At 59.3% G+C, this 26911-nt stretch carries 34 protein-coding genes and 1 tRNA gene; 19 read left to right on the top strand and 16 right to left on the bottom strand.

All coding sequences use genetic code 11. From position 1 onward, the window contains the following. Nucleotides 1–173 precede the first annotated feature (173 nt). Entirely contained in the window at nucleotides 174–1589 is a 1416-nt protein-coding gene (locus ACXHXG_RS30645) for a lipopolysaccharide biosynthesis protein (RefSeq protein WP_457901731.1), read from the top strand. Between the two features lie 2 nt (nucleotides 1590–1591). After that, nucleotides 1592–2863 carry a GNAT family N-acetyltransferase gene (locus ACXHXG_RS30640; protein ID WP_457901730.1) on the top strand — a complete coding sequence of 424 codons (1272 nt, stop codon included), beginning with the start codon at nucleotides 1592–1594 and terminating at the stop codon, nucleotides 2861–2863. Nucleotides 2864–2892: 29 nt separating this feature from the next. Here ACXHXG_RS30640 and ACXHXG_RS30635 read toward each other — a convergent pair whose 3' ends face one another. Next, nucleotides 2893–4539, bottom strand: a complete 1647-nt coding sequence (locus ACXHXG_RS30635; RefSeq protein WP_457901729.1) for an AMP-binding protein — start codon at nucleotides 4537–4539, stop codon at nucleotides 2893–2895. A 105-nt stretch (nucleotides 4540–4644) separates the two neighbouring features. Further along, nucleotides 4645–5589: a signal peptidase I gene (gene lepB / locus ACXHXG_RS30630; RefSeq protein WP_104824498.1), complete on the bottom strand. Its 945-nt coding sequence runs from the start codon at nucleotides 5587–5589 to the stop codon at nucleotides 4645–4647. A gap of 241 nt (nucleotides 5590–5830) precedes the next feature. Here lepB and ACXHXG_RS30625 point away from each other — a divergent pair, with 241 nt between their 5' ends. Beyond that, on the top strand, nucleotides 5831–6811 hold the full coding sequence (locus tag ACXHXG_RS30625) for an aldo/keto reductase (RefSeq protein ID WP_457901728.1): 981 nt from the start codon (nucleotides 5831–5833) through the stop codon (nucleotides 6809–6811). A 77-nt stretch (nucleotides 6812–6888) separates the two neighbouring features. On the opposite strand, the gene ACXHXG_RS30620 is transcribed toward ACXHXG_RS30625, so the two are convergent. Beyond that, nucleotides 6889–8562 (bottom strand): arylsulfatase, encoded by a 1674-nt coding sequence (locus tag ACXHXG_RS30620; protein ID WP_457901727.1) that lies wholly within the window; start codon nucleotides 8560–8562, stop codon nucleotides 6889–6891. A gap of 334 nt (nucleotides 8563–8896) precedes the next feature. On the opposite strand from ACXHXG_RS30620, the gene ACXHXG_RS30615 reads away from it, so the two are divergent. Further along, a complete protein-coding gene (locus tag ACXHXG_RS30615; protein WP_457901726.1) occupies nucleotides 8897–9691 on the top strand; it encodes a class I SAM-dependent methyltransferase in 795 nt (264 codons plus the stop codon). Nucleotides 9692–9705: 14 nt separating this feature from the next. Here the strand turns inward: ACXHXG_RS30615 and ACXHXG_RS30610 are convergent, their stop codons facing one another. After that, nucleotides 9706–10275 (bottom strand): TetR/AcrR family transcriptional regulator, encoded by a 570-nt coding sequence (locus ACXHXG_RS30610; protein WP_283047655.1) that lies wholly within the window; start codon nucleotides 10273–10275, stop codon nucleotides 9706–9708. A 235-nt stretch (nucleotides 10276–10510) separates the two neighbouring features. Between ACXHXG_RS30610 and ACXHXG_RS30605 the strand changes: the two genes are divergently transcribed. Continuing rightward, entirely contained in the window at nucleotides 10511–11809 is a 1299-nt protein-coding gene (locus tag ACXHXG_RS30605; protein ID WP_104824503.1) for an MFS transporter, read from the top strand. Between the two features lie 160 nt (nucleotides 11810–11969). Then, nucleotides 11970–12054 (top strand) — tRNA-Leu (locus ACXHXG_RS30600). A 108-nt stretch (nucleotides 12055–12162) separates the two neighbouring features. On the opposite strand, the gene ACXHXG_RS30595 is transcribed toward ACXHXG_RS30600, so the two are convergent. From ACXHXG_RS30595 to ACXHXG_RS30545, 11 genes are all read right to left on the bottom strand, one after another. Then, nucleotides 12163–12696, bottom strand: coding sequence for a hypothetical protein (locus ACXHXG_RS30595; RefSeq protein ID WP_457901725.1), 534 nt, complete (start codon nucleotides 12694–12696; stop codon nucleotides 12163–12165). 7 nt (nucleotides 12697–12703) lie between these two features. After that, nucleotides 12704–13834, bottom strand: coding sequence for a tyrosine-type recombinase/integrase (locus tag ACXHXG_RS30590; RefSeq protein ID WP_457901724.1), 1131 nt, complete (start codon nucleotides 13832–13834; stop codon nucleotides 12704–12706). Further along, complete coding sequence (locus ACXHXG_RS30585) at nucleotides 13776–14063, bottom strand: helix-turn-helix transcriptional regulator (RefSeq protein ID WP_457901723.1); 288 nt, start codon at nucleotides 14061–14063, stop codon at nucleotides 13776–13778. The genes ACXHXG_RS30590 and ACXHXG_RS30585 overlap by 59 nt, the downstream gene beginning before the upstream one ends. 2 nt (nucleotides 14064–14065) lie before the next feature. Then, nucleotides 14066–14431 carry an HNH endonuclease signature motif containing protein gene (locus ACXHXG_RS30580; protein ID WP_457901722.1) on the bottom strand — a complete coding sequence of 122 codons (366 nt, stop codon included), beginning with the start codon at nucleotides 14429–14431 and terminating at the stop codon, nucleotides 14066–14068. Continuing rightward, nucleotides 14428–14973, bottom strand: coding sequence for a hypothetical protein (locus ACXHXG_RS30575; RefSeq protein ID WP_457901721.1), 546 nt, complete (start codon nucleotides 14971–14973; stop codon nucleotides 14428–14430). The genes ACXHXG_RS30580 and ACXHXG_RS30575 overlap by 4 nt, the downstream gene beginning before the upstream one ends. Further along, a complete protein-coding gene (locus tag ACXHXG_RS30570) occupies nucleotides 14973–15212 on the bottom strand; it encodes a hypothetical protein (RefSeq protein ID WP_457901720.1) in 240 nt (79 codons plus the stop codon). The genes ACXHXG_RS30575 and ACXHXG_RS30570 overlap by 1 nt, the downstream gene beginning before the upstream one ends. After that, nucleotides 15212–15772 carry a DUF1643 domain-containing protein gene (locus ACXHXG_RS30565; RefSeq protein WP_457901719.1) on the bottom strand — a complete coding sequence of 187 codons (561 nt, stop codon included), beginning with the start codon at nucleotides 15770–15772 and terminating at the stop codon, nucleotides 15212–15214. Before ACXHXG_RS30565 ends, ACXHXG_RS30570 begins: the two co-directional genes overlap by 1 nt. Beyond that, nucleotides 15772–16923, bottom strand: a complete 1152-nt coding sequence (gene dnaN, locus ACXHXG_RS30560) for a DNA polymerase III subunit beta (RefSeq protein WP_457901718.1) — start codon at nucleotides 16921–16923, stop codon at nucleotides 15772–15774. Before dnaN ends, ACXHXG_RS30565 begins: the two co-directional genes overlap by 1 nt. Next, entirely contained in the window at nucleotides 16916–17101 is a 186-nt protein-coding gene (locus tag ACXHXG_RS30555) for a hypothetical protein (RefSeq protein WP_457901717.1), read from the bottom strand. The genes dnaN and ACXHXG_RS30555 overlap by 8 nt, the downstream gene beginning before the upstream one ends. Nucleotides 17102–17134: 33 nt before the next feature. Continuing rightward, complete coding sequence (locus ACXHXG_RS30550; protein ID WP_457901716.1) at nucleotides 17135–17323, bottom strand: hypothetical protein; 189 nt, start codon at nucleotides 17321–17323, stop codon at nucleotides 17135–17137. A gap of 74 nt (nucleotides 17324–17397) precedes the next feature. Next, nucleotides 17398–17592, bottom strand: coding sequence for a hypothetical protein (locus tag ACXHXG_RS30545; protein ID WP_457901715.1), 195 nt, complete (start codon nucleotides 17590–17592; stop codon nucleotides 17398–17400). A 306-nt stretch (nucleotides 17593–17898) separates the two neighbouring features. On the opposite strand from ACXHXG_RS30545, the gene ACXHXG_RS30540 reads away from it, so the two are divergent. Together ACXHXG_RS30540 and ACXHXG_RS30535 are read left to right on the top strand one after the other, a co-directional pair. Beyond that, nucleotides 17899–18306 carry a hypothetical protein gene (locus tag ACXHXG_RS30540; protein WP_457901714.1) on the top strand — a complete coding sequence of 136 codons (408 nt, stop codon included), beginning with the start codon at nucleotides 17899–17901 and terminating at the stop codon, nucleotides 18304–18306. A 1-nt stretch (nucleotide 18307) separates the two neighbouring features. Further along, nucleotides 18308–18880 (top strand): hypothetical protein, encoded by a 573-nt coding sequence (locus tag ACXHXG_RS30535; RefSeq protein WP_457901713.1) that lies wholly within the window; start codon nucleotides 18308–18310, stop codon nucleotides 18878–18880. Nucleotides 18881–18891: 11 nt separating this feature from the next. Here the strand turns inward: ACXHXG_RS30535 and ACXHXG_RS30530 are convergent, their stop codons facing one another. After that, complete coding sequence (locus tag ACXHXG_RS30530) at nucleotides 18892–19710, bottom strand: LexA family transcriptional regulator (protein ID WP_457901712.1); 819 nt, start codon at nucleotides 19708–19710, stop codon at nucleotides 18892–18894. Nucleotides 19711–19775: 65 nt separating this feature from the next. Here ACXHXG_RS30530 and ACXHXG_RS30525 point away from each other — a divergent pair, with 65 nt between their 5' ends. From ACXHXG_RS30525 to ACXHXG_RS30475, 11 genes are all read left to right on the top strand, one after another. Beyond that, nucleotides 19776–19982, top strand: coding sequence for a transcriptional regulator (locus ACXHXG_RS30525; protein ID WP_457901742.1), 207 nt, complete (start codon nucleotides 19776–19778; stop codon nucleotides 19980–19982). Between the two features lie 221 nt (nucleotides 19983–20203). Next, nucleotides 20204–20674, top strand: coding sequence for a phage regulatory CII family protein (locus tag ACXHXG_RS30520; RefSeq protein ID WP_457901711.1), 471 nt, complete (start codon nucleotides 20204–20206; stop codon nucleotides 20672–20674). Beyond that, nucleotides 20671–20907, top strand: coding sequence for a hypothetical protein (locus tag ACXHXG_RS30515; protein WP_457901710.1), 237 nt, complete (start codon nucleotides 20671–20673; stop codon nucleotides 20905–20907). The genes ACXHXG_RS30520 and ACXHXG_RS30515 overlap by 4 nt, the downstream gene beginning before the upstream one ends. Beyond that, nucleotides 20907–21101, top strand: a complete 195-nt coding sequence (locus ACXHXG_RS30510) for a hypothetical protein (protein ID WP_457901709.1) — start codon at nucleotides 20907–20909, stop codon at nucleotides 21099–21101. The genes ACXHXG_RS30515 and ACXHXG_RS30510 overlap by 1 nt, the downstream gene beginning before the upstream one ends. Then, nucleotides 21098–22657 carry an MT-A70 family methyltransferase gene (locus ACXHXG_RS30505; RefSeq protein ID WP_457901708.1) on the top strand — a complete coding sequence of 520 codons (1560 nt, stop codon included), beginning with the start codon at nucleotides 21098–21100 and terminating at the stop codon, nucleotides 22655–22657. The genes ACXHXG_RS30510 and ACXHXG_RS30505 overlap by 4 nt, the downstream gene beginning before the upstream one ends. Next, nucleotides 22654–23379 (top strand): DNA methyltransferase, encoded by a 726-nt coding sequence (locus ACXHXG_RS30500; protein WP_457901707.1) that lies wholly within the window; start codon nucleotides 22654–22656, stop codon nucleotides 23377–23379. Before ACXHXG_RS30505 ends, ACXHXG_RS30500 begins: the two co-directional genes overlap by 4 nt. Beyond that, the gene (locus ACXHXG_RS30495) at nucleotides 23376–23684 is read left to right on the top strand and encodes a hypothetical protein (RefSeq protein WP_457901706.1); all 309 of its coding nucleotides are present in this window, start codon (nucleotides 23376–23378) and stop codon (nucleotides 23682–23684) included. The genes ACXHXG_RS30500 and ACXHXG_RS30495 overlap by 4 nt, the downstream gene beginning before the upstream one ends. After that, nucleotides 23681–24880, top strand: coding sequence for a helix-turn-helix domain-containing protein (locus ACXHXG_RS30490; RefSeq protein WP_457901741.1), 1200 nt, complete (start codon nucleotides 23681–23683; stop codon nucleotides 24878–24880). Before ACXHXG_RS30495 ends, ACXHXG_RS30490 begins: the two co-directional genes overlap by 4 nt. Continuing rightward, nucleotides 24864–25553: a transcription termination/antitermination protein NusG gene (gene nusG, locus ACXHXG_RS30485; RefSeq protein WP_457901705.1), complete on the top strand. Its 690-nt coding sequence runs from the start codon at nucleotides 24864–24866 to the stop codon at nucleotides 25551–25553. The genes ACXHXG_RS30490 and nusG overlap by 17 nt, the downstream gene beginning before the upstream one ends. Nucleotides 25554–25775: 222 nt before the next feature. Further along, nucleotides 25776–26165 carry an HNH endonuclease gene (locus ACXHXG_RS30480; protein ID WP_457901704.1) on the top strand — a complete coding sequence of 130 codons (390 nt, stop codon included), beginning with the start codon at nucleotides 25776–25778 and terminating at the stop codon, nucleotides 26163–26165. Between the two features lie 112 nt (nucleotides 26166–26277). Further along, entirely contained in the window at nucleotides 26278–26910 is a 633-nt protein-coding gene (locus tag ACXHXG_RS30475; RefSeq protein ID WP_457901703.1) for a phage terminase small subunit P27 family, read from the top strand. The last annotated feature ends 1 nt before the right edge of the window (nucleotide 26911 follow it).

Here is a 26911-nt window from a genome sequence, read left to right as displayed (position 1 = left end):
GGCTTCGCATTCCTTCCTATCGATCCACAAGATGCCGCCTTCGGGCGGCATTTTTGTTGATGCGCCGTCCCTGCCACTGGCCATTTTTCGTTTACGCGGGGAACCGATTTTTAACCCCCCTCTGCGAAAACTATCGCTAGGTTAGTTGATGTTTTAAGTATTGCGTATCGATCATGGCGGTGTTTCAAACAGCAGAAAAAATGCTGCCGTCCGGGCTGCGGACCGTGCTGTCGCCATATCTGCGCAAACTCGCCTCCCTCTTCACCGGCAATGACGAAAAGGCCGTCTCGCAGCGGATGGCGCTGGTCGCTTTCGCCATCCGCATTGCCGGTGCCGGCCTTGCCTTCGTCTCGCAGATTGCTCTGGCCCGGATGATGGGCCGCTTCGAATATGGCGTCTTCGTCTTCGTCTGGGTGCTGATGATCCTGTTCGGCAATCTCGCCTGCCTCGGCTTCCCGACCGCCATCATCCGCTTCCTGCCGCAATATGATGCGAGCGGCGATCACGATGCCATTCGCGGTGTGACCGCCACGGCGCGCAGTTTCGTCCTGGCAGTCGCGGGCGGCTTGGCGCTGACCGGCATGGCCGCGCTCTATGCCTTCAGCGGCATGGTTGAAAACTATTACATCATGCCGATCTTTCTCGGGCTGATCGCCGTGCCGATGATCGCGCTTGGCGACGTGCTGGACGGAACGGCGCGCGCCAATCACTGGCCGGTCATGGCGCTGAGCCCAACCTTCCTCATCCGTCCGACGCTGATCCTGCTGTTCATGTTGGCCGCCATCCTTTCCGGCGCAGCCCATAGCGCAGTGACGGCGATGGCGGCTGCCCTTGCCGCCGCTTTCGTCACCGTCTCCTGCCAATATCTCGCCGTCACCATCCGGCTGCGCCGCCACTATCCCGACGGTCCGAAAAAGGTCGAATTCCACACCTGGCTTGCCGTCGCTTTTCCGGTCTTTCTGGTTGAGGGTGTCGGCTATCTCCTGACCAATTCCGATGTCGTCGTAGTCGGCATTTTCCTCGACCCCGCCGAGGTCGCCGTCTATTTCGCCGCTGCCAAGATCATGGCGCTGGTGCATTTCGTCTATTTCGCCGTCAAAGCCGCCATCGGCCCGCGTTTTGCCGCCATCATTGCCGAAAACGACCCGGCAAAACTCGCAGCCTTCGCCACGGAGGCCGCGCGCTGGACCTTCTTCCCGGCCCTTGCCGTCGGTCTTGGCGTATTCGCGGCCGGGCAATTTTTGCTCTCGCTCTTTGGCGCGTCCTTTACCGAAGGCCAGGTCGTCATCGCTATCCTGCTTGCCGGTGTTCTCGCCAAGGCACTCGTCGGCCCGGCCGAGGTGCTGCTGCTGATGGCGGACCGGCAAATGCTCTGCGTCTATCTCTATGCCGCTGCGCTGATCGCCAATATCGGCCTTAACGTGGCGCTCATTCCGCATTTCGGCATCGAAGGCGCGGCCATCGCTGCGGCAAGCGCCATGATGATCGAGGCCGCGTTGCTGCATATCGCCGTCCGCCGCGCGTTCGGCATCGTGCTTTTCGCCCTTGTCCGTCGACCGACGACGTCAGCAACGAAGGGGGCACTCTGACCATGGCGCGCCCTCCTTTTACCGAAAGCACCGACAGCCAAGTGAACGCTCTGACGCACACGCTCGCAGCGCTGCATTTCGATCCACCCAAGGCCGAGGCCCGCGTCGAGGTCGGCCGGCCTGGCCGCGACCTCTCCCTCTATCCCGGCAAGCTCGGCTACGAGCTGCAGGACGAACTGGACTTTCTCTCCAATCGCGCCATGGAACCGAATGTCTTCTTCTCCGGTCGCTTCCTGGCGCCTGCCATGCCGCGCCTGGAAGACCGGCAGATCCGCCTCGCCCTGATGCGCGACGACAACGGCTCCCGTAGCCGCATGCGCCTCTTGATGCCCTTTACCGTCGACAAACCGGGTTTTGCGATCGGTCCTTCGATCATCCGCGTCTGGTCGAATTCCTTCGGTCCGCTCGGCACGCCGCTGGTGGACGCCGAAGAGGCCGGCGAGACGCTCGACAATCTCTTCGAGGCGCTGACCCGGCGCGAACTGCACCTGCCGACCACGCTGGTGCTGCCGGATATCCGATTGAACGGCCGTTTCGCCCAGATGGCAAAGGCAGTCGCCATCGGCCGCAACCTGCCCCTCACTGTCGCCAATCCCTATCAACGGCCAATGCTTGACAGCAGCGAGGATGCGCTCGCCTATCTGAAGCGAACGATCTCGAACTCGCATCTGCGCGAAATGCGCCGCCAATGGCGCCTTTTGGAAAATCAGGGCGATGTCGTCTATAGCGTTGCCCGCCAGCCTCGCGACATTCATGTGCGCATGGAAGAATTTCTGGCCTTGGAGGCGAGCGGCTGGAAGGGCAAGAAGCGCAGCGCCTTGGTCACGGACCGTCACCATGCTGCCTTCGCCCGCGAAGCCATCTCCAATCTCGCTGCCGTTGACGCCGTGCGCATACACACCATCGACCTCAACGGCCGGGCAATCGCCTCGATGATCGTGCTGATGATGGGCGGCGAGGCCTATACCTGGAAGACCGCCTATAACGAGGATTACGCCCGCTATTCGCCTGGCAAATTGCTGATGGGCGAGCTGACCGAATGGCATCTCGACGACGCCAATATTGTCCGTTCCGATTCCTGCGCCGTGCCGGATCATCCGATCATGAGCCGCTTCTGGCAGGAGCGCGAAGACATGGGCACGCTGATCATCGGCCTGACGCAGAACGGCGACCGCGACGTCCGGCAGGTGGCAGCGCAACTGCATATGTACCGCAGCACCCGCAACATGGCGAAACTGCTGCGCGAGAAGATATTGTCGCTGACGAAGCGCTAGAGCCCTTATAGTCTCCGTAGCGCGGCGCTCTATTCTTTCGAGTCCAGAGTCTCGGCCACCGCGCGGTCGCGCAGCAATCTGCGGATGACCTTGCCCGATGTCGTCAGTGGCAGGGCGTCGACAAACTCGATCTCGCGTGGATATTCATGCATGGAGAGCCGCGTTTTCACCCAGTCGCGGATTTCGGCCGCCAGCGCCTCGCTCGGCTCGAAGCCGGGCACAAGAACCACATAGGCCTTGACGATCTCCGTGCGCACCGCATCCGGCTTGCCGACGGCGGCGGCGAGCTGCACGGATGGATGACCGCCGAGACAGTCCTCGATCTCGCTCGGGCCGATGCGATAGCCCGACGAGGTGATGACATCGTCGTCGCGGCCGATAAAGGAAATATAGCCATCCGCATCCTGCCGGCCGAGATCGCCGGTCAGCAGCCAGTCGCCGGCGAATTTCGCCTCCGTCGCCTTTTCGTCCTGCCAATAGCCGAGGAACATCACCGGATCGGGCCGCTGAATGGCGATCTGCCCGCTCTCGCCGACCGGCATCTCCCTGCCATCCGCATCTACGATCGCTACGCGATGGCCGGGCACCGGCTTACCGGTCGATCCACCCCGGCTGACGCCAAAGGCAGCGCTGGAGGACAAAACGAAATTGCACTCGGTCTGGCCGAAGAATTCGTTGACGGTGACCCCGAGGGCGGACCGCGCCCATTCATAGGTCTCTCGCCCAAGCGCCTCGCCGGCCGAACCGATGGTGCGCAGCTTGAGATCATAAAGCGCCCGGGGATTGCTGACCGATTTCAGCAGCCGCAGTGCCGTCGGCGGAATGAAGGCATTGCGCACGCCCATCTCGGCCATGATACGGAAAGCCGTGTGCGTATCGAATTTCTGCGCTGGCGAGGAGACGACGGGCACGCCGAGCATCAGGCTCGGCAGCAGCGCGTTCAGCAGCCCGCCTGCCCAGGCCCAATCCGACGGCGTCCAGAGCTTGTCGCCCGCCTGTGGAAAACCTTCATGGGCGAACTGCATGCCGGGAATATGCCCCGGCAAAACGCGATGGCCGTGCAGCGCCCCCTTCGGCGGCCCGGTGGTACCCGAGGTGAAAATCATCAGCGCCGGATCGTCCGGCCCGGTATCGGCCACTTCGAAAAGCGGCGGATGGGCGGCGACCAGCTCGGCAAAACCGGCGACACCCTCCTCGCCGCCATCGATGCTGATCACATGCGCGAGATCCGGCAGGCGATCCCGGATCGGCCGCAGCCGTGAAAGACCGAACTGATTGGTAACGATCGCCGAGGTGCCCGAAATCGCCAGCCGGTATTCCAATGCCTCAGCGCCGAATAGCAGCGCCAGCGGCAGGGCAATCGCTCCCATCTTGTAGATAGCGACATGCGCGATGACGGTCTCGAAACTCTGCGGCAAAAGCAGCGCCACCCGATCGCCCGGTCGCACCCCAAGCGCCGTTAACGCATTGGCAAAAGCGGCGGACCGATCCCGCAGCGCACCATAGGTCAGCGCCAGATGGCTGCCGTCCGGACTGAAATGTTCGAGGCAGACCCTATCCGGCTCCCGCTCGGCCCAGTCGTCGCAGACCGCGCGTCCGATGTTGAATTTCGCCGGAATCTCCCAGCGAAAATCGCGATAAAGGACTTCATAAGTGTCGCGCGGGGGCAGTTTCATACTAAAAATCCAGGAAAAATGCTGCAGTGCAGCTAACACCTGTCGCCCCCGGGATTCAAGGAAACATTTAAGTTGCGGCTACTCGCCCTCTCTGGCCGCAAGTATCTAGTGCACGAAGGACCATCCTCCCTCGGGGCGAAACACTAGCCAGAACTTACCGTATATATTCGCCTCCGGCACAAAGCCGACATCGAAACGGCTATCATTGGAATTGTCGCGATTGTCACCCAAGACGAAGTAGTAACCCTCGGGCACCGAGTACTCGCGCGTGTTGTCGCCTCGCGAGTTTGGCAATTCGTCCAAGGTCTGGTAGCGAACCCCATTGTCCAATACTTCGCCGAAAACGGGGAATTCGCCAGGGTCTAAACTATAGTGTGACACGATAGTACCTTCGGCATCGCGCGGTACGGACTGTCCATTGATGAAAACAATGCCGTTTTTCATCTGGACGCGGTCACCGGGTAACCCGATGACACGCTTCGCGTAGTCCACATTTGGCGTTGTGGGAGGCACCAGCATGACAACATCTCCGCGCTGCGGCTTGGACCCGAACAATTTCGGCGGCACCCAATTGGGCCGAAACGAGAAGGAGTAGCGACCGTAGCCATAATTAAACTTCGTCACGAAAGCATAGCTGCCGGGCATCAGCGTAGGCATCATCGAGCCGGAGGGGATCGAAAACGGTTGGATAATGAATGTGCGAATGGTGAACGCAACGACGAGGGGTAAAAGCCAGAAAAGCAAGGCTATATTATACCAACGCGAGAACCAGCGATGCTGCCAGGCAACAGCTCCTCGTCGCATCAGCCAATAGCCATGAATGCAGCCGATCAAATTAAAGGGAACCGCTACCAAACCGGCAACCGTAACCAATGCAAGCTGAGGCATGGCAAGCACCGCCAGAGCACCAACAAGATTGGTCAAAAGCAGATAGGATATCGCTATACGCCCCCTGCCGAGATAGGCCATGACAACGGCAGGTCCCAGAAGTAGACCAATGATAATGACGGCAAGCGGACGGCGGTCTCGGAAGAAGCGGAAAAAGCGCATGGGAAGCCTCGAACTGATCGGACCGCCATCGTTACACAACCAGTAAATGCATTTGAATTGACAGGATATGACAATCCCCAGCCTGGGCTAGGATCGAGTCTTCCCGTGACTTCTAAATCAATCGCAAATTATTGAATTAATCGGCGACCACTCGCTCTGCTAGTCTGCGTTTTGATGCTCATCCGCTTGCACTCCCATGAGCGGAACCTATCGAATATCCAAAACAGGATGGAGACTATTGATGGAATTCGTAAAGCTTGGCAAAACCGGCCTAGAAGTGTCCCGCATCTGCCTGGGCTGCATGACCTATGGCGATCCCGGCAAGGGCACGCATGCCTGGTCGCTGAAGGAAGAGGACAGCCGCCCGCTGCTCAAGCAGGCGATCGAGGCCGGCATCAACTTCCTCGATACGGCGAACACCTATTCCAACGGCTCGTCGGAGGAGATCGTCGGCCGCGCCATCAAGGATTTTGCGCGCCGCGAGGATATCGTTCTGGCAACGAAGGTATTCAACCGCATGCGTCCCGGCCCGAATGGCGCCGGCCTGTCACGCAAGGCGATTTTCGATGAGATTGACAACAGCCTGCGCCGCCTTGGCACCGACTATGTCGATCTCTACCAGATCCACCGCTGGGACTATACGACGCCGATCGAGGAAACACTGGAAGCGCTGCACGATATCGTCAAGGCCGGCAAGGCCCGCTATATCGGCGCCTCCTCCATGTATTCCTGGCAATTCGCCAAGGCGATCTACACTTCGCGCCTCAACGGCTGGACCGAATTCGTCAGCATGCAGAACCACGTGAACCTGCTCTATCGCGAGGAAGAGCGCGAAATGCTGCCCTTCTGCGAAGATCAGAAGATCGCGGTCATTCCCTGGAGCCCGCTTGCCCGCGGACGTCTCACCCGCGACTGGGACGAGGCGACAGCGCGCACGCAAAGCGACGAATTCGGCAAGACGCTCTACACACAGGCGATCGAGGCCGATCGTAAGGTCGTCGAAGCCGTCGGTGCCGTCGCCAAGGCCCGGGGCATCGCCCGCGCCCAGGTCGCCACCGCCTGGATCATGCAGAAGAGCGCCGTCACCGCCCCGATCATCGGCGCCTCCAAGCCAGGCCATATCGCCGACGCCGTCGCTGCACTGTCGGTCAAGCTGACGCCGGAGGAGATCGAAGCACTGGAATCGCCCTATATCCCGCATGCGGTTGCGGGATTTAAATAAGCATCCCGAATGGGTCAGGCGCGCGTTCCGTTACTGCACGCCTGACCTAATGGCGGGACTGGGAATGACAGTCAGCTTTATTGCGGCATCAAGCTTTCCAGTTCACTGAGCCGTTTCATAGCCGCCTGCTGGCGCAACATTGCATAGTTGATCTCTCCCGCATTGAGCGAACTGCCGGATTGAGAGGGGAACTGATCGAAATCGGCGAAGAACTCCTTGATCTTCCCCTGGATCGGCACAAGCAGCCAGATGTTTCGCGCCAGAAATTCGATCGCTCCGCCTCCTTCCTCTAGCCCTCGTTCGTAGGGATCCATCCGCAGATTGGCGATCAGGGCCCAGGCCGGCGTCTCGCGCACCCCGGTTGCAATATTCCCGTGCGCCACCGCAAAACTCAGCTTCCAATCATTCCACCTGATGGCGTTGAGATTTCCGCCCTGGTCGAAATAGTAGACCGTATCCCTCGGCGTCTTTTCCGACTCGCCTTTCAGGAGGGACGTCAGGTCGTAGCCGTCGAGATGAACCTTGAAGTTCTTCGCCCCAGCGGAGAATCCGGTCTTCATCTTTTCCTTGATATCGGGAACGCCCGCTGCCGCGGTCAAAGTGGGCATCCAGTCCATCAGCGTGACGATGTCGTTGATCTGCGTCCCAGGCTTCACGACGCCTGGCCAGCGCACCATCATGGGAATACGGAAACCGCCTTCCCATGTCGTGCCCTTCTCGCCGTGGAACGAGGTCATGGCACCATCCGGCCACAAAGCGATCTCTGCGCCGTTATCGGTCGTGTAGAGCACGATGGTATTGTCGGCGATGCCGAGATCGTCGAGCTGCTTGAGCAGTTCGCCGACCATGCCGTCATGCTCGACCATGCCATCCGCATGGATACCTTTGCCGGTCTTACCCAGCGATTCCTTCTTGAGGTGGGTGAAAACATGCATCCGGGTCGAGTTGAACCAGACGAAGAAGGGCGTATTGGCCTTATGCTGGCGATCGATGAAGTCCTTTGCTGCGGAAAGGAACTCTGCGTCGATTGTTTCCATGCGTTTTATCGTGAGCGGACCTGTGTCTTCGATCTTGCCGTCGGCCTTTGAGTGAATGACACCGCGCGGGCCGAATCTCTTCCGAAACTCCGGATCCTTCGGATAGAAGTAACCCTCGGGTTCTTCCTCGGCATTGAGGTGATAAAGGTTTCCGAAAAACTCGTCGAAACCGTGATTGGTCGGCAAATGTTCGTCATGGTCGCCGAGATGGTTCTTGCCAAACTGACCCGTCGCGTAGCCCTGGGTTTTCAAGACATCGGCAATGGTCGGCATCCAATCCTGAATGCCATGCGGATCGCCGGGCATGCCGATTGTCAGCAGGCCGGTGCGGAAAGGTTCCTGGCCAAGAATGAATGAGGCGCGTCCGGCGGTGCAACTCTGTTGACCGTAGGAATCCGTAAAAATCGCCCCTTCGGCAGCGATCCGATCGATATTGGGCGTGCGGTAGCCCATGAGCCCCATCGTATAGGCACTGATCTGCGGAACACCGATGTCATCGCCAAAGATCACCAGGATGTTCGGCTTCTTGTCGGAGGATGCTGCCGTCTGGTTGTTTGAGGGCGTCGTCGTCTGGGCGTTGGCCGTTGTGGAACCGACCATGTTCGCCACCGTGGCTGCACCGGCGGCAAGCGCTGTCGATCCGATCAGCAGATTGCGTCGCGTGATGCTGTTGAGGTCGATGGATGATGATTTCTCGCGGTCGTCGTAAGCCATGTTATGTGTCTCCCGTCGAACGTTGAACCAATATCGCGCGGTGCTGAGATGCACCGCGGAAGCTCGATCGAGGCACAAAGATCGCGAATGTGTAAGTACGTTACTGTAAAACTCGCGGTAAAATCGTAGGCGGCAATTTGCGAGCGCCGCTCTGGCCGCCAAGGGTAGTTTGGGCGGCAGTTGGCACCCCTGTTCCGCCCTTCGCTGTGGCGTTGCGTCGCAGACAATGCCGAAGCTTTCGAGCCTGCGGGAAATCGCGCAAAAGTTACTTCACTAGTCGGTCGCCGTTGAGGCTTAACAGGTCAAGGTTCCTTAGCCCCGAGGATGACAATCCATGATCACAGCCCCTTTCAACGCGCGGCGCTTCCAGTCCACCGCGGCCTATTACCTGCGCTATCGCATCCCCTATCCGGATACGCTTATCGCCCGCGTCGCCGAGCGCAGCGGCCTGAAGGCTGGCGATCATGTGCTGGACCTCGGCTGCGGCCCCGGCCAGCTCGGCATCGCCTTTGCGCGGCTAGAGGGCGCGACCGTGACTGCCATGGACCCGGAACCGGAAATGCTCGCCGCCGCCGAAGAGGGCGCCAGCAGCGCCGGCGTCGAGATCACCGTGCGCCAGGGTTCCTCCTATGATCTCGGGCCGGATATCGGCAAGCTGCATCTCTGCATCATGGGCCGCTCCTTCCACTGGATGGATCGCCAGGCGACGCTCACGGCCCTCGACAGGCTGATCGAGCCCGGCGGCGCGGTCGTGCTGTTCCACGATCGACAAGTGCTGGCGACCCCGGATTGGCGCAGCATTGTCGACAAGCTGACGGAAACTTTTGCGCCGGAGCGCCATCAAGAGCGTCTATTGCGCAAGAGCAAGGCCTGGGCGCCGCATGAGGCCATGCTGCTTGCCTCGCCCTTTTGCAACCTCGAGCGCATCGGCATCGTCAACCAATATCAGAGGGATATCGAGGATATTGTCGGCCGCGTCTTCTCGATGTCTTCCACCTCGCCGCAGGCGCTTGGCGACAAGCTTGCCGATTTCGAGGCTGCTTTGCGCGCCGAGCTGCTGGAAGTGGCTCCCGACGGCAAGATCACGGAGATCGTCGAATCCCAGGGCCTGCTCGCCTTCCGTGGCTGATCGAAGCAGCCGCCTCAGCGCGAAGCAAGCTCCTGCCGGGTTGCAGCCAGAAGCTCCTCGGAAAGCGCAGGCGTATCCATGGCGCGGGCGAGGATGACCGCGCCGACCATGGTGGAGAGATCGGCAAGCGCCTTGCGCCGCCGCTCCTCCTGCGTTTCTCCGGGCGTAATCTCTTCGAGGATTGCCGCCATTCCCATCAGGCCGTTGGTGAAGGTGGACTGCATTTCGGGACCATAGCGGCTGACCTCCTGCGTCAGCGCCGCGAAGACGCAGCCGGTGCCATGCTCAACGACATTGCGATGCGAGAGATAATGCGCGAGCAGCGCGTCGCGCGGCGCCTCCGACGCCCCCTCGACCACCCCTTGCCAACGCTCCTGCGCACGCGCCACCAGCGCCTTGCTGGCTTCGCAAGCCAGCTCGTCCTTCGATTCGAAATGGCCGTAAAAGCCGCCATGCGTCAGCCCGGCCGCTTTCATGATGTCGGCGACGCCGATGCCGTCAAAACCCTTCTCGCGGAAAAGCTCCCCTGCGACGGCAAGGATCTTCTCGCGATTCTCCGCGAATTTCTCCCGGCTCACTCTCATCAAAAAACTCCATCAGAGCATCAATAATTCTGTATTGACAATTTATATGACGACCATCATCAATACGCAACAAATATGATCGCAATCATCTAAATGCCTTTACACAAACGTTCAAGCCGGGAGAACGGCAGGGCGCTAAACGTGGCTACGGCACCCTTGGCCGTCCGCGATCGAGCGCCTTTGCAGCCCTCCCGATCCTGATGGCAAGACACGCAACTTTATCGGAACGCTCCTCATGGTCTCCACAGTCCTTGCTTCGACGCTTGCCCGGCGCAACATTCACTATGGATGGGTCGTCGTCGGCGCCACTTTCCTCACCATGCTCGTCACCGCCGGCGCCATGGGCGCGCCCGGCGTGCTCATCAAGCCGCTGGAAGACGAGTTCGGCTGGAGCACCTCGTCCATCTCCTCCGCGCTTGCCGTTCGCCTCGTGCTCTTCGGCCTCATGGGTCCCTTCGCCGCCGCCTTCATGAATCATTTCGGCGTCCGCAAGGTCATCGTCTTCGCGCTGATCACCATCTGCGTCGGCTTCATCGGCTCGCTGTTTATGACGCAGGTCTGGCAGTTGCTGCTCTGCTGGGGCATCATCATCGGCTTCGGCACCGGCCTCACCGCCATGGTGCTCGCCGCCACGGTGTCGACGCGCTGGTTCACCAAGCATCGCGGCCTCGTCGTCGGCATGCTCTCGGCAAGCTCGGCCACCGGCCAGCTCGTTTTCCTGCCACTGATGGCGGAGCTGACGGAACGCTATGGCTGGCGCACCACCGTGCTCTTCGTCTGCGGCATGATCGTTGTCGCCGCCTTGGTCGTGCTGTTGCTGATGCGCGACCGGCCGGCCGACGTCAATCTGCCGCTCGTCGGTGAAATCCATGTCTCGCCGACGCCGCCCGCCACCAAGAACCTCAAGGCAGCCCTGGCCTCTCCCCTCCTCATCCTGAAGGAAGTGTCCACCAGCTCCACCTTCTGGATTCTCGCCGCCACCTTCTTCATCTGCGGTCTTTCGACTAACGGCCTGATCCAGACGCATTTCGTGACGCTCTGCGGCGATTTCGGCATCGTCCCGGTAGCCGCCGCCAGCGTGCTCGCCGTCATGGGCATCTTCGATTTCTTCGGCACGATCGGCTCCGGCTGGCTCTCCGACCGCTTCGACAATCGCTGGCTGCTCTTCTGGTATTATGGCTTGCGCGGCCTGTCGCTGGTCTACCTGCCTTTCAGCAATTTCACCTTCTACGGCCTGTCGATCTTCGCCGTCTTCTACGGCCTCGACTGGATCGCCACCGTGCCGCCGACCGTCAAGATCGCCGCCGACCGCTTCGGCCGCGAAAAAGCCGGCCTCGTCTTCGGCTGGGTCTTCGCCGCCCACCAGCTCGGCGCCGCCACGGCGGCCTATGGCGCCGGCCTGTCGCGCACCGAACTCAGCACCTACCTGCCCGCCTTCTTCATCGCCGGCGCCTTCTGCGTGCTTGCCGCAATCCTGGCGCTGACGATCAGCCGCTCCACCTCGACGGACAAGGCCCCGGCAATGGCGCATTGAGGCCAGCCCCCTGAAAGACAAACGGCCCATGGCGACCGCCGCCGCCATGGGCCGCCATGGGTCGAATGACAAGTCCCGGAAAACAAGACGCATTCCTTCGCAACCCGTCTTGCGCGTCCGGCCAATCACATGTTAGACACCCGCCTCGTTGCGATCCGTTGCCCCATTGGCGGAATTGGTAGACGCGCTCGACTCAAAATCGAGTTTCGAAAGAAGTGCTGGTTCGACTCCGGCATGGGGCACCACTCACAAACCCTGTCATTGATTTTGCTTCAGAATTATCAAGTTTTTGCCCCACATTTAGCCACCCTGAAATGTGTGGGACAAAAATGAGCCGCGTTTGTTCTCAAGCATCAATCGTCTTCATAGCTAGCGAGTGACGTATTGACCTTCTCTTCGCCATTATGATCGATTGCGATCTCCCAGTAATCTTGGCCAATAATGTTGTTTGTCTCATACCAACCGCCGTAAAATACCATGGGGCCGCCGAACGAGCTCCTGGTGGGGATCTCAATCAGAGTGAAGAAGCCTTCGTCCGTCTGCACGACAATGTCGTTTGCTCTGGCTCCTCCATCTTCTGCACCGTGCAAATAATCCAACGCCGAATGCTTGCCGGCGTGATGGCGAATAACCAAGGATCGGGGAAAGTTCGCGTCAACGCCGCGAACGATATCGCGCCTATATTCGCCAAACACGTCTATATTGTCATTAATCGTGTAGTCGACGCATTCGCTAAATGGGGAGACGTCCATCATACCAATGGCTTGGAGTTCGTCCGCGGTTGCTGAGGATAGAATCCTATATAAAGGAGGGAAATGCAGCGCCAACTTGTCGGAATACAGACCTTTGGTGCGCTTGGCGAAATCAACATAAACGATATTTGTCATGATCTCTTCATTTAGGAAGCAATTTGGAAATGGCGCCTGCAGCAATCTTCTTGCGCCGAGCCTTTTTGGTGTAGCGCGTAGTCTGGTTTTTCGTTGTCCAGCCGAAAATCGCCATGAGCTCTTCGTCGGTCGCACCGTTTTCCGCTGCGATCGTCGCGCCAGCTTTGCGTAGGCCATGGGTTGAGCAGTGAAATAACTGCGCGGCGTTGCACCAATCGCGCATCTTGTTCCCCAAGCCCTTCGTGGTGAAAGGCTTGCCAAACTCGTTGACAAGGAATGTCATATTCCCAAGCGGGCTTTCGTCGATGGTCTTTTGCAGCTCCGCAAGTACCGGGATTTCGACTGTCACGTTACTTGTCTTCTTCGTTTTTTCCGGCCGGATGGTCAGCACACCATCGCGAATATGCTGGCGGCCAAGAATGGCGAGATTGTTCAGGCGTAGGCCGGTATAGAGGGCCAGGTGAAGCATGAGCCGCGCCTTACTGCCGGCCGGGTGCGCCGCCTCATATTGGCGAACCTCGTCGACCGTCCATGTGTGGAAGCCATCGCCCGAATAGAGCAGCTTGATCTTGGATGCGGGGTTGCTTTGCACGCCCTCGATATCGTTTTCCAGCGCCCACGAAAACATTGCCGATATGGCACGTACGATTTCATTCTGCGCGCCCGGCGTGTCGCGCAGCCCATCGCGCATGTCCAGCACATGGCGGCGCAGCATGTCCTTGTAGGGCAGCTCGCCGCACCGGGTTTCGCCGAATTTGTAGTCGCAGACGTCTTCAAGGATGGTGGATCGTCGCGCCAGTAGCGTATCGTTGATCTTGCCTTTGATGCGCCGCTTGTATTGCTCCAACAGCCAATCGACCGTGCCAACGGCATGCTTGCGGTTCAAGGTAGGCTGCGGCTTCGCTTCTGCACCGGGAGGCTCATAAGGAACACCGAGACGAGCGCAGGCCACCTCTCTGTCAAACGCCTCGGTGCCCGGCGTTTCACGCAGACGTACTTTACTTTTGCCGGGCGCGCGAAAATAGTAGCGCGCTTCTCGCGAACGCCAATCGCGATCGAGGCTCACGCCCTTTGGCAGTTTATCGTCGAGCTTTTTTGGCATTGTCGAAAGCATTGCCTGCAACGAAAGTTGCGTCAAGCGGATCTTGCTCGCCGCCCTTATGGGGAAGTTTCCGGAAAGCGTCGATCAGTTCGGCCACGTCGTAGACCAGGCGCTCACCGATCATGCGAGGCTTTGGCATGGTCCCGATCTCAACCGCCTTATCAAAGAGGCTGGTACCGACGCCAATCAGAGCGGCGGCTTGTTCACGATTGATGCCGACCGGTGGGAGAGATGCGGGGAGAACATCGGTGCGTTGCGTTTGCATTGTTACAGCTCCTCACAGAGAAGCGGCGGCCCGCCATCGTGGCCGATCATCGCTTCCCTGCGCGCCTTCCACTGGCGCTTAATGTTTTTGCTGTGGCTGACCAGTTCAAGATGGCCTTCGTCATGCCGCACACAGAGGCGGTTGCGGCACTTGTGGTCCAGCTCGCGGTTACCAGGGATATAGCCGTGCTCGTTCGTCCACATGACAATGTGGACGGCGACGGTGCGGCCATTGAGGGACATACGCGGGTAGTCCTTGCCGCGACCGCTCGATCCGGATGTCGGGCCGGTCCATATCCAGCAGCCTGTCACCGGATCGATTTTGACGCGTGCCATGATGCGTGCACGGATGCGGTCGCGTCGGCTCATCCGTGGGTTCTCCAAGCTTCGAACGCACCACGGAAATCAACCCAGCGCTGAGCGGCGGCGGGATCGGTGTTCAGTTCGGCGCGGGATTTGATCCGCAGGATATTGCGGACGGAGACGGCGATGCGCTCATTGTCGGCGACATCGGGAACTTCGTAGCGCTCGACGAGGAAGCGGCGGAACAGGCGGTCGTTGCACTTCATGGCGCACTCAGCCGCGTAGTCCTTGCTCGCCTCCCTGTGCCTCTCCTGTCGCTTTTGGCGGGCCTCTGGCGGCTCAAGACGGCGGATCTTGGCGAAGGCCTCGTCGATGATCACCAGAAGCGCGCGCACGAGCTGCGGCGCCTCTTTCATCATCCGGCGATCATCATAGGAGCAGTCGATCGTCAGCAGCGCGATCGGCTGCACCTCACCCGTCATGCGGTCGACGACGCAGATCTCGGAGCGACCGGACTTGGTATTGTAGGCCTCCGAGAACTCCTCGCTGGCGAGGCCCGCGATTTCGCGCGCATCCGGAAGCAGCTTGAGGGCGGTTTGAAGATCCATCAGCGCACCACCCGGTAGATGTGTGTGGCGTAGGCGCCGACCGCCTTCCAGTAGGCAGCCATCGGACCCTTGTTGCGCTTCCAACTGGATTGCGCCCGCTCGCGAGCATCCGCAGAAAGCTCTTTGAAGATTGCTGCAACTTCCGCCCGAACGTCATCAGGAAGCGCTGCAAGGCGCTGGGCGGCGGGAAGGCGAAGAACAGGATTGATCACCTTCGGGTCTTTGGATCGCTCTGTCATCAGCCAGCCCGCTTCATCGTTGCATCGACGACCTTGCGCCACATGATCGGCTGCTGGTCGCGCGGGATGCGATTCTTGCCGCGTGACATCGGGTGCTTCGGCTGGCCGTTCTGGGTCAGGCCGAGGCAAACCAGGTCGACGAAGTGATGGGCTGCCTTTTCGCAGAACCAGAGGCCGCGCGCTTGGAATGCACCGTCATTGCCCCAGGCGGCCAGCATGGGCGTATTGAAATGGCGAGCATAGCCGAATGCCTGCTCGATATAGCGCTTGTTTCCCGGCCCCTTCGGATCGGCGGAAGCCATCATTTCGGCGGGGCTGGAAGAGCGAAAGGCCCATAGATTGACGATGTACAATCCGCCATAGCCCCATAGCTTCGCGAAGTGCGTCAGCTCGCGGATGGTCGGATCGTCTTTCTCGTGATCCGCGGTTGACGGATTGAGCATGCAGACCGGCAATGAATATAGCGCCGCGTCCCAACGGCGACGCAGCTCGTAGCGGTAGAGCTTGCAATCGGAGATGACGGCACTCTTCTCAATGGCAGGCATGGATACTTGAGCCATCACTCGGCACCTCGCGCCATCATCGGCGAGATGACGTAGAGTTCGCCACTCCCAACCGAGGGGTAAAATACAGCATTCGGCAGAGAGCCGCCAAAGCGGACGATGGCGTCTTGCGTGTCGATGGTGCCGAGAATGCCGCGCAGGGCTTCGTTGTTGAGACCGATGGAAAAGCCCGTTTCGCCTTCATACTGGATGGGCACGTAGTCAACCGCCGACTCGCCTTCCTTACTGGCCAGCTCGACGCGCATCAGGTCGCGCTCAAGGGTGAGCTTGATTCCATCCTTGCCCGCCTCGGTGGCGACAAGGCAGACGCGGGCAACAGCAGCCTTCAAAGATGCGACGGTGACGAAGATTTCGCGCTCGTAGTCGGCCGGCGCGGCAGTGAGGTAATGTTTCGGAAATTCACCCTCGATCAGCGTCGAAAGAAGGGTGATTCCGTTGCACCGGATGCGGATCAGGTTTTCGGCAACCTCGATGTGCGCCGGCTCCTTGATCTCGTCGAACAGCTTGCGGATCGACTGCGCTGTCTTCAGCGGAATGATGATACCGGGGAAGTCGAGCAACCGTTCCGTACGGATCTGCACGGCAGCAAGGCCGACGCCATCGAGCGCGGCAAAGCCGATCCGCTCACCCTGCATTGGGTGCATGTGAATGCCTGTCATCCACGGCCGGCCGATATCCTTGGTTTGGACGGCATGGGCAACCTTGCCGAAGGCGGCGGTTACCTCTGGCATGGCGATCTCGAAAGTCTTGCCCTTGATGTTTGAGGCCATGGATGGGAAGTCGCTGGCAGGCAGCGTGAAAATCGAGAAGCTTGATTTGCCGGAGCGGATGCGCACCTGGCCGTTATAGGCGCCAGGCAGGAATTCGATCTCCGCCGACTCGGGCAGGTTGCGCACGATGTCGCGCAGATCCGTGCCCTTGATCGTGAAGTCATCGGCATTGTCAGCCACATCCAGCAGCTCGCAGCCAGCCTCGATCTCGATGTCGAGATCAGTCGCGCGCAGGCTGATGTTTTCGCCTTCAGGCCGCAGGAGGACATTGCCGAGGATCGGGATCTTCGCGCGCTTGTCGACAGCCTCGAATACGGCGTCAAGTGCCGGCAGGAGCTGGCTGCGATGGACGCGGAAATAGGCTTGCTGCTTAGCCATGGGTGCGCTTTCCCGTCTGGCAACGGTCGGCAAGGCGCATCTCGTCGACGGGGGGGCGAAGCTGATGATGGATGCCGCTGAACATGTCGTAGATCAACTGCAGCACTTCGCGGCGCGGCTCGCCATCAGCGACTGCGCGATAAAGGCGCTCGACCTCATATGTGGAAATGTTTCGCATCAAACGCCCTCCTGTGGCGGATAGAATCCAATTTCACCTGTCCGCCCAAACGACGACGCGGCCGATCGACGACGCGGCGTGCCAGGTCTTGGCGATGCTCTGAACGCCGAGCCAGATGCTGGCCGACCAGATGACGACGCAGAAGGTGACGATCAGCCGCCAATGCCAGGAACGGCGGCGGCGACGCGGTCGCGAAATGTATGGGGTCCAATAGTCCGGCATGGGTGCTCTCCGATCCGTTTGGGAAACCGCCGACGCCAGGGGTGAGACGTGGCGGGTCGCCCAAGCGGATCGGATCAGGCGGCGACGCGCTGAACTGACTGCGCGTAGAGGACAGACGCGTCGTGCGCATGGCGAATGATCTGCTCTTCGGTATAGCCGAGGCCCAGATAGTCGGCCTTCGTCAGGCCCTCGCCGCGCTCGCGGGCATAGTCGGCCATTTCCTGCGCAATGTTGCGGGCACGGACGGGATTGTAAGCGGCTGTTCGCATAATCTACTCCTGTTGCTGACCTCCGAGACCGCGCCGCCGTCGCTGGGCAGGAGGAGAGCGACGGCGGGCTTCGGTATCCGGGATGGGAGGAGATCACCGGACGCAGAATTGAAAGCATAACTTTCAATATTGTGCAAACGGAAAGTTATGCTTTCATCCCATTACAGCGAAGTTGGTACGCCGCTAAGCGAAAAGCTGAGGTGGATGGCACAAGCAGGGCGCGCATAATCCAAGCATCCATACAACGGCTGTCGAGCGACGCAGATGCAAGACCCAGCTCAAACTAGCATGGCGCTCGGAGCGGACATGCAAAAAGATGCCTTCTTAAAATGGGCAGACGTAGCGCTATCGCAAGCAAATGACCTATGGGTTCTCGGAATACCTATGGTCGTTTTGAACGTCGTCGTTCTCGCGAGCATCTTAGATAGTCGGTCACGAAGCGATGCTTACAAGCGCGCTCACTATTGGCTATATGCCTCTCTATTTTGCTCCAGTTTCTCGCTGATATTTAGCTACCTGGCAAAAGCAGCGATCCTTTATGACATTCGCAAGAGCCTTGAGGACTTGAAACTGGAGATCCAGGGCGTGAGTCGAATTGATGTCTTAGTTCAGTTTGGATTCTTCTTCTTGGCTGTGATTGCGTTTCTCATTGCCTTCCGAGTTGGAGGAAGTCCGATGAGAAAAGCAATATTGGCCGCGTTTAAGGGAGGATAGCGTGCATCGGCGAGATTTACTCATAGGGGCTGTATCTGCCGCGTACCTGGCTGCCGGCCGGACGCATGCTGACCAGCTTTCAACCGATCTTACTGAGACAACTTTAGGCTTTGTTGGAAAGGAAGTTGCCGCCGCCTTATCCTCATACCCCGATGCAGCACGGATCGCGTTCGGGGTCGATTCCCTTAGACTAAATCTTTTTTGGGCGACGTTTAGGGCTCGTTCCGCAGATGAGATGCGGCAAGCGATCCAAAACTCGACTCCTGCCTTTCAGGATTTAGTCAAAATCTTCTTCAGCAGCAGGGACGCAATCATAAAGAGCGCGCAAGAAAGAGAGGCGCAGCCTATCAATGCGGCTCGCAGTGTCGTGCGCGGGATAGACCGATGCCGGGAAATTCTCATCCAACAAGGTATTCCCGATGGCGAGTGGGCGCTCGCTGAAATGATACGGGATTGCCAAGTATTCTTTGGCTCGCTTTCTTTGCCGGACCTGAATGTGGAGCAGACCGGGCTATCAGCTATTGGGAATTGGTTCTGTTCCCACGACCCGTTCAGCATATTATGCTCCGGATGATATAGGCAAGTTTAGCGGACAACTCCAAATCTGCGAACGACGCGCCCGATTATGTTCATATCCTCAAGGCGCCAGATACGCGCGGCATGGCGCTCGTGGTTATCGGAGATAACGCTCACTTTGGGCTCTTCATCGCCCGGTTCGGAAACAACTTCGAGACGCTTCACAACGATGCCCCCGAATGAATCGGATATGGCGTATATGCCGTCTGGCGACGGAAATCGGTGGCGTGTATCCACAAAAACGTAGTCGCCCTCGTTGAGGGTCGGAAGCATAGAATCCCCTTGAACAGGAATAATAGCGATGCTTTCGGCCTTAAGTGATAAAGCAGAGAGAACCTCTCCGGGCAGGCGCCAGTGATCTCGCACGTGATCGGCGGCAAATGTAAGTCCGGATTGGCTTTGCACACTGTCAACAGTCGTTGTAAGGCCGCCCGCACCCATGCCGCCCGTAACGTCAATTTGGGCTGAATGACCGGGGGGTATATTTCGTCCACCCGTAATCGTACCAAACGTCATGACCTCTTCTGCGGAAGAGTGATCAGGTTCAGCCGGATCGCGCCAGTCAAGCCCTTTGATCGGAGCGCGGCCTTTGCCTGTCGCTAGCCAATCAAACGATGCTCCAAATGTCGCGGTGATTCGCTGTAAATTTTCCCGCTTTATACCTTTCCCAAGTTCCCAATTGCCAATTGCACCGCGCGTCACTCCGGTAAGTCGCCGCGCAAATTCTTCTTGCGAGATCTCGAGCACCTCATCCCGAAGGTACCGGATACGTTCGCCAATCATGGCATTTTCTTTGGACACGTCGCTCATGGGGTGAATATGCAGCATGAAAGCGCACCTTTCATCGACAGATATGCTTGCAAATAATTGAAAGTTATGCTTTCAATCTGCGCATGATCGACGCGTGTCTGAAAGCAAAGCTATTGGCTGGCGGCCCAACTGCCCTGGCGAGGGCCGTAGGTAAGGTTTCCTCCCAGGCCGTCTCACAATGGAAGCAGGTGCCGGTCGGTCGCGTCCTCGATGTCGAAAAGGCCACTGGTATCTCCCGTCACGAGCTTCGACCTGACGTGTTCGGCGATAAAGAGGAAAACGCAAAATGACGGGCTTCCATGCGCTGTTCCCCCAGTGCAGCCGGCTATGCGGCTACACCAACTGCGGCCGAGGCAGCGGACCCCTAAGCCTCGGCGGTCTTTTTCTTGCAGTGCGTTTCGCATGCGGGCCTCCGTGATCTGTTGACGGCCCAATGAATACGGCAGCCAAGCGCGCCGATCACTGAATCCTTTCCCGTTTTTGTTTCCTTGATTTTCCGAGGAGTGTTTTCGTGCGCACAATTTCCGAGATGGAAGTCCGCAGTATCAAGTCGGCGACCGAGGGGTCTTATGTCCTCGGCGGCGGCGTTTCGGACTTTCCTGAATTTACCCGCGTCGGCATTTCGACGCTGTCAAAATACGCGTCGTTCAACGACGAATTCAAAGACACCGTCATTCCCTGCGACGTTGCAATCGAGGCGGATCGCCGGGCGAAAAGCCCGCGCATCGTGTCGGCCATGGCCCGCGTTCTCGGCTATCGGCTGGTTGCCGACGACGGCGGTGCGGTGCGCGGTCCGGTCACCGAAATGGACGCGCATAAGGTGCTTTCCGAAAGCATGGACCTGACCAAGGCCATTCTCGACGCACTCCTCGACAACCGGATCGACGCGCTGGAGCGCAAGCGCATCGTCGCCGAGGGCCGGGAGGCTCTTCGCGCGATCGAACAGGTTCTCGCCAAGATCGAAGAGGGGGACGGCGAATGAACCGCGTCACTGAACCGGGCGTCGGCCGCGACGGTCGCACGCTGCTCTATCGCGTCCGCGTCCATCAGCACCGCACCGGCAAACCCTATCCGCTTTCTGGAGACAGGGACGCTCGCGGCGCCGCCGCGGCAATCCATGGCGCATACGCCCGCCGCGCACCCTGCGCACCGAATGCCGTGACGCTGACCTTGAAGGGTGGGGCTTATCTCGACCGGCTGCTGAGGTGCGAATAATGGAATACATCCGACCATCGCCAGTCGAAACCATGCGCGCTTTCGACTCTCTGCCCAAGCCGCTCCGGCAAGCCATCGCCGGGGCGGCCTTCGTCTATGCCCCCTGCGAGATCGCCGCGCGCATCGTGAAGGGCCGAAAGCCGGAAACGATCCTTCGCGGGATCGTCCGCTATGAGCGGAGGGCGGCGCAATGAACACGGCGGAAACCGTACAGCAGCGCGTCGCGGCGGTCATGGATGCCGCCATGCGCGACGGCCAGGTGCGCAGCGCCAATTACAGCGAGCGCAAGACCTGCATTCAGCTCAACGTCAAGGGTATGCTTCGCCGAGACGGCAAGGACGCGGACCTCTGGTATCCGACCGACAAGGCGGCGAAGAAATATCGCCCTTCCACGCCGGCCGTCGATGTCGCAGTGGTTCCCGCCGATGGCCGCATGGCGATCTGGCGCGATATCAGCACCATCGAGATTGGCACGCGCTTGCGGATGGCGGATCAGGTAAAGGTCGATGCGCTGAAGCCGTCTTTCCTCGAAATCGGCCAGAAGACGCCGATCACCGTGCAGGGGCAGGAAAGCGACGGGCGCGTCAAGCTTTCGGCCGGGCTGCATAGGCTGGAAACAGCAAAGCAGCTCGGTTGGGAAAAGGTGCTGTGCTTCCACGAGGCATTCGACGATCTCGACCGCGAACTTTGGGAGATCGACGAGAACCTTTGCCGCGCCGAGCTGACGGTTGCTGATCGGGCATTGTTTACGGCACGGCGGAAGGAAATCTATCTCGAAAAATATCCGGAGACGGCGCAAGGCGGCGACCGTCGATCAAAACGACAAGATGTCGTTTTGAAAGATGCGGATAGGCCGAAGGCATTCGCAGTCGCAACCGCCGAAGCGACCGGGCAAGACAAGCGAACCGTTCAACGAGATGCCTCGCGCGGCGAAAAGATCGTCGATATGGCGTTGCATAGGGTACGCGGCACGCGCCTGAATAATGGCAAATTCCTCGACCGCTTGAAGCAGGTCCCGCAGGACAAGCAGGTTCTCTATGTCGAGGCCGCGCTCGATGAGGAAAAGCGCAAGGCGGTGGATGCGAAGGAAAACCGCACTGCAAAGCTGCAGCATTCCCGCATGATCCGTACCGCCGTCATCAATCACATTGCCGCGCAGGGCAAGCATGTGGCGGGCGAGATGCCGCGCGCGGCCTTCGCGGTCGGCTATTGCGATGTGCCCTGGCAGCAGGAGGCATGGAGCGACGAAACCGGCCAAGACAAGGGCCTGCCCTATCCCTCCATGACGGTTGACGAGCTGATGGCGCTGTGCGCGCGCGATCGCAGCCCCTTCACGCAGGATGCCATCCTGTATTTCTGGACCACCACAAATCGCTGGCGCGACGCCATTCGCATCGTCGAAGCATGGGGTTTCGCCTATGTAAGCGCCATCACTTGGGACAAGGTGAACATCGGCATGGGCCGCTGGGTGCGCGACCGCACCGAACACCTGCTGATCTGCAAGCGTGGCAATTTCCCCGGCATCGACCTTTACACGCCGAAGCCGGAAAGCCTCTACAGCGAGCCGAAGACGGAGCACAGCCGCAAGCCGGCCTGGTTCGCCGAGGAGATCGAGCGGCTTTTACCCGACATGCGCAAGTTGGAGCTTTTCCAGCGCAAAGAGAGCCTGCAGCCCGGCGATATCAGGCTCAACGGCAAGTGGGATTTCTGGGGCAACCAGGCGGGCACGCCGGAAGGCGAGGCAGCGTGAGTGATTTCCCCTACAAGCGCAAAGAAGTCATTGGAAATTGCACGCTCTTTCTCGGTGATTGCTGCAAGATCATGCCGACCCTTGGTGCCGTCAAAAGTGTCGTCACAGATCCACCGTACGGCATAAAGCGGGACGGAAAAAAGCAAAGCACGTCTAGGCATGGCGGCCATAAAGGATACGACTTCAAGGGATGGGACAGCTCTGCTCCGCCAGAGGAAGTGTTCAGAACAATTGAGCGAATAAGCACTTATCAAATCATTTGGGGCGCGAATTATTTTCCTCAATTTCTGCACCCTTCGATGGGTTGGTTGTTTTGGGACAAAGGGCAGCGCATCGATCAATCGGACGGCGAACTCGCTTACACAAACATTCAAAAAGCTCTCCGGGTAACAACTATAAATCGCGCTGTACTAGCTGGCGATGGCGCAGTTCATCCGACACAGAAGCCGCTAAAACTAATGCTGTGGTCGCTAACACATCTTCCAGAAGAAGGCGTCGTTCTCGACCCATTCATGGGTTCTGGCACAACCGGCGTTGCTTGCGTGATTGCCGGCGTTCCGTTTATCGGCATAGAAATTGATGAGGAGTACTTCGATCTCGCTTGCCAAAGGATTTTCGATGAATCGCGGCAAACGCGACTTTTAGTTGACGAAGCTCCTAAGGTCGATCGAGCACGGTACGGTCAAATAGCCTCCCTCTTTGGAGAGGGCGCAGAGCAATGATTGTCTTCCGCCCCGATGTCGAAGACCTTGACGACGCTGCTACCGATCAGCAGCGCGCGCGCTGGCTGATACGAGCGCCACTGTCCAAGCTGCTGCGGAACGAAGGCTATATTCGCCGCCGCCTGCAGCTCGCCCAATTCCATGCCGGCGTCGCCTATCTCGACGCTGAGCTTTCCTTTCTTCGCACTCCACGCCGCGACGATGGCGGCCCGTCCGATCTGATCGGGATCGAGGTCGCACGCGCTCGCATGGACAGAATCGCTTGCGGCCTCCTGCCGCGGAACTTGGGGGCACAGCAGACGTGAGCCAAGAAGCAACAATCCGTCGCGGCGTCCGAAACGCCCGCTACGCGGCCATTCCGAACCACGTATTTGAGGATTCCCGATTGTCGATGGAGGCGCGGTGGCTGCTGAGCTACCTGCTATCCAAGCCGGATAATTGGACCGTCGTCATCGGCGACATCATTAAGAAAGGCAATTGCGGACGCGATAAGGCCCGTAAGATGATCGCGGAGCTGGTCGAATTCGGCTATGCGGAGCGCGAGCAGACGCGCGATGACGGCAAATTCGGGTCGTCAGTCTTGGTCATTTTCGATGAACCGAGCGCCGGAGTTGATGCCACCATTTCCGGCGAAGCGGAAAGTGTTGCATTTTTACCGCAGACGGATTTGCCGGCGACGGCAATGCCGGCGCCGGTTTCACCGTCGCCGGCAAAATCGGCACCTAGTAATAACTTAGATCTACCAAATACTGACTCCCACCAAGCGAGCGCTGGCGCGGAAGAGGGTTTGAAACGGTCTGATCGGAAGAAGATCGAACGCGATTTCACGCTCTGGTACGCCACTTGGAAAAAGGGCGAGGTCGGATACGCCCGTAACGCTTGGTTCGCCATGAGCGACGATGAGCGCGCCGAATGCATCGAGCGGACGCCGCTCTATCTGCGATGGGCCAAGGCCGACGAGATCCCGGCCGCATCTGTCTTCCTGAAAAATAGGGGTTGGCGCGACATGCCGGAAGAGCTGACGGCTGCGCCGACACGAGGCATTGCCAAGGTGTGCGGAAAGCTGTGGATCGGAACGCGCTTGGCAGCGCTGTCGAAAGAGCCGTCAGGCCGGGTCATCTTCACCACGTTCGATGAACGAGAGATCGCTGCAGGGAGAGCCAGCAGAGAGACGGTGACGCACAGCAAGCGCCTTGAGCATGGTTGGCCGCTCGTGACCACGATGCGCGACCTAGCGCGCCGCAAGGAGCCGTTCGTCACTTCGCTGGCGTTGCTTCCATCTGTCGCCGAGTTTCGTCAGGTGAAGAGCGACAGCGCCTTGTTCGCGGCGTGGGCCGACCTCCACGAACGCCATGGGTGGCCCTTCATCGAGCATCCCCATGAGTACGTCTGGTTTCCGGCGGTCGACGAGGGTGCTGACGATCTGAGCCAAGCCGTCGAAGATGCCCTGGTGACATTCATTTCCACGATCAGCGAGGCGGGCAATGACGATGCAGCATAAGCGGAACGGCATTTCAGGCGCACCGATCGAGATCCGTCAATTTGCCGACCATAAGCAGGACAATGCCATAGCGCTGCATCGTATCCGCATTCGCGAGATCGTCGCGGCCAGTAAGCGAATCGCTGACGAGAACCCCGATCTTGCTGGCTGGTATTGCCTGACTGTCCTGTCCAGCCGGGAAACATCTGTGGAAAATGCCTTGGAGAAGGATGGCGTAGAATGCCTGCTGCTGCGCGAGCCGGAGCAGAAAGTCATCCGTCGAGGCCGGGAATGGATCTTGCCGGGCAAGCTCTGGCTACCCGATTTCGCGCTGGTTCGCTGCGTTCCTTCCAACGAGGCTTTTCGTGGTTTGCTCGGCATTCAGAACGTGACCGGCATCGTCGGTGGGTGGGCGCGACCATATCGAGTGTCGGATGAATCCATATGCAAGTTCAACGAGGTTATGCAGGAGCATGAGGACGAGCGGGAGCGCAAGCGCATCGAGCAGGAAGCCAAGAACGCATCGATAAAGGCGCGTGACAAGGTGCGCATCAAGCTCGGTCCATTCGCCGGATTTGAGGCTGTCGTGGTCAAGCGGCTCAAGGGCAGAGAAAAGCGTTGCAAGGTGGAATATCGCCTATTTGGCAAAACGGGACAGGTCGACATTCCACTTGCGAATCTCGAAAAGTTGTGAGTACAAATCGGCCCAACGGGATGATCTGCGATCTCAGTGCACCCTTGGGCGACAGCCCTGAATGCCTCGGCAGGACGCGAGGCAAAGAGAGGAAACTCTCAGGTCGGTAGCCGGGCAGACCCCGCCTTGAACGCCTCAGACGAGGCACCGATTCAAGGCCAGTGCGCAAGCTATGACTTACCGAGAGGGCGGCCGATTGGTCGCCTTTATTGTATCAAGGGTATGGCAAGCAAGCCGAAGTCCTTCCGCCTTCGCGGCTCGCCATCAGCGCAAGATCGTGAACGTCAGTACGATCAGGAGCGTGATCAACGGCTATGGCGCAAGTGGTATAAGACCTACCGTTGGCAGTGTGAGCGAGCCGACTATCTGGCTCAACCAGAGAACCAGTTCTGCCGGCGCTGTGAGGCCAATGGCATCCTGAATGCCGGCCACCTTCGCATGGATGGCAGCCTGCAGACAAACCCACGCCGCATGCATCTGGTCGTTGACCACGTTAGAAAGCATCGCGGTAACCCGATCCTCTTCTGGGATCGCACCAACTGGCAAGCTCTCTGTCCTGATCATCACGACATCGAGAAGCAAGCCGAAGAGCGCGCCGACCCCATCAGGTAGGGGGGCTCAAAAGTCTGGAGCCCCGAGGGCCTAGACCGGTGGGTGTGCCCGCGCACATCACCGCGAAATTGGTGAAATATTTTTTTCTCTCGCCGAATTAGGAGGGCGAACGATGGCACGTGGTCGCAAGCCCGACACGGCAGAGCAACAGGCTGCAAAAGGTGCACCCGGAAAGCGCATGTCTGCACAGGAGACGCAGAAAGCCCGCGAACCGAAGGCGCTGGCGCCGATCGTTGTCGGCAAGGTGCGCCCGCCGAAGTGGCTGAAGCGCAGCCGCAAGGCAACCGAGATCTGGAACGACATGGCGCCGAAGCTTGAGCGCCTGAACTTGCTCCACGATCTCGATGCGGCACCGTTGGGGCGTTACTGCCGCTACATCGTCGAGTGGATCGCTGCTGACATCACCGTCCAGAAGGAAGGCACGTGGTTCGATGCCATCGACACGAACGGCAACGCCACGAAAAAGCGCCATCCGGCTTGGCAGGCCTGCCAAGACATCGAAAAGATGTTGCGGGACCTTGAGGCGACCTTCGGCATGCGTCCGGACGCTCGCTACAAGATCATGCGCGACCAGGCCGCTGCGCGTGGCCTCGGCAATCTGCCGCTCTGGGGCGACGAACCGGCCGCGCCATCGACGCCGAAGGGCGAGCAGCCTGACGCCGCTGACGACGCCATGGGCGGCCAGCAGGACATCGTCGGCATCCTGCAATCGCTGAATTCTCAGCCGCCGGAGCGCCTGAATTGAT

This window comes from Rhizobium sp. LEGMi-198b (assembly GCF_054114205.1).
The sequence above is the reverse complement of the archived record's forward strand: the minus strand, read 5'-3'. Positions and strand labels throughout refer to the sequence as shown.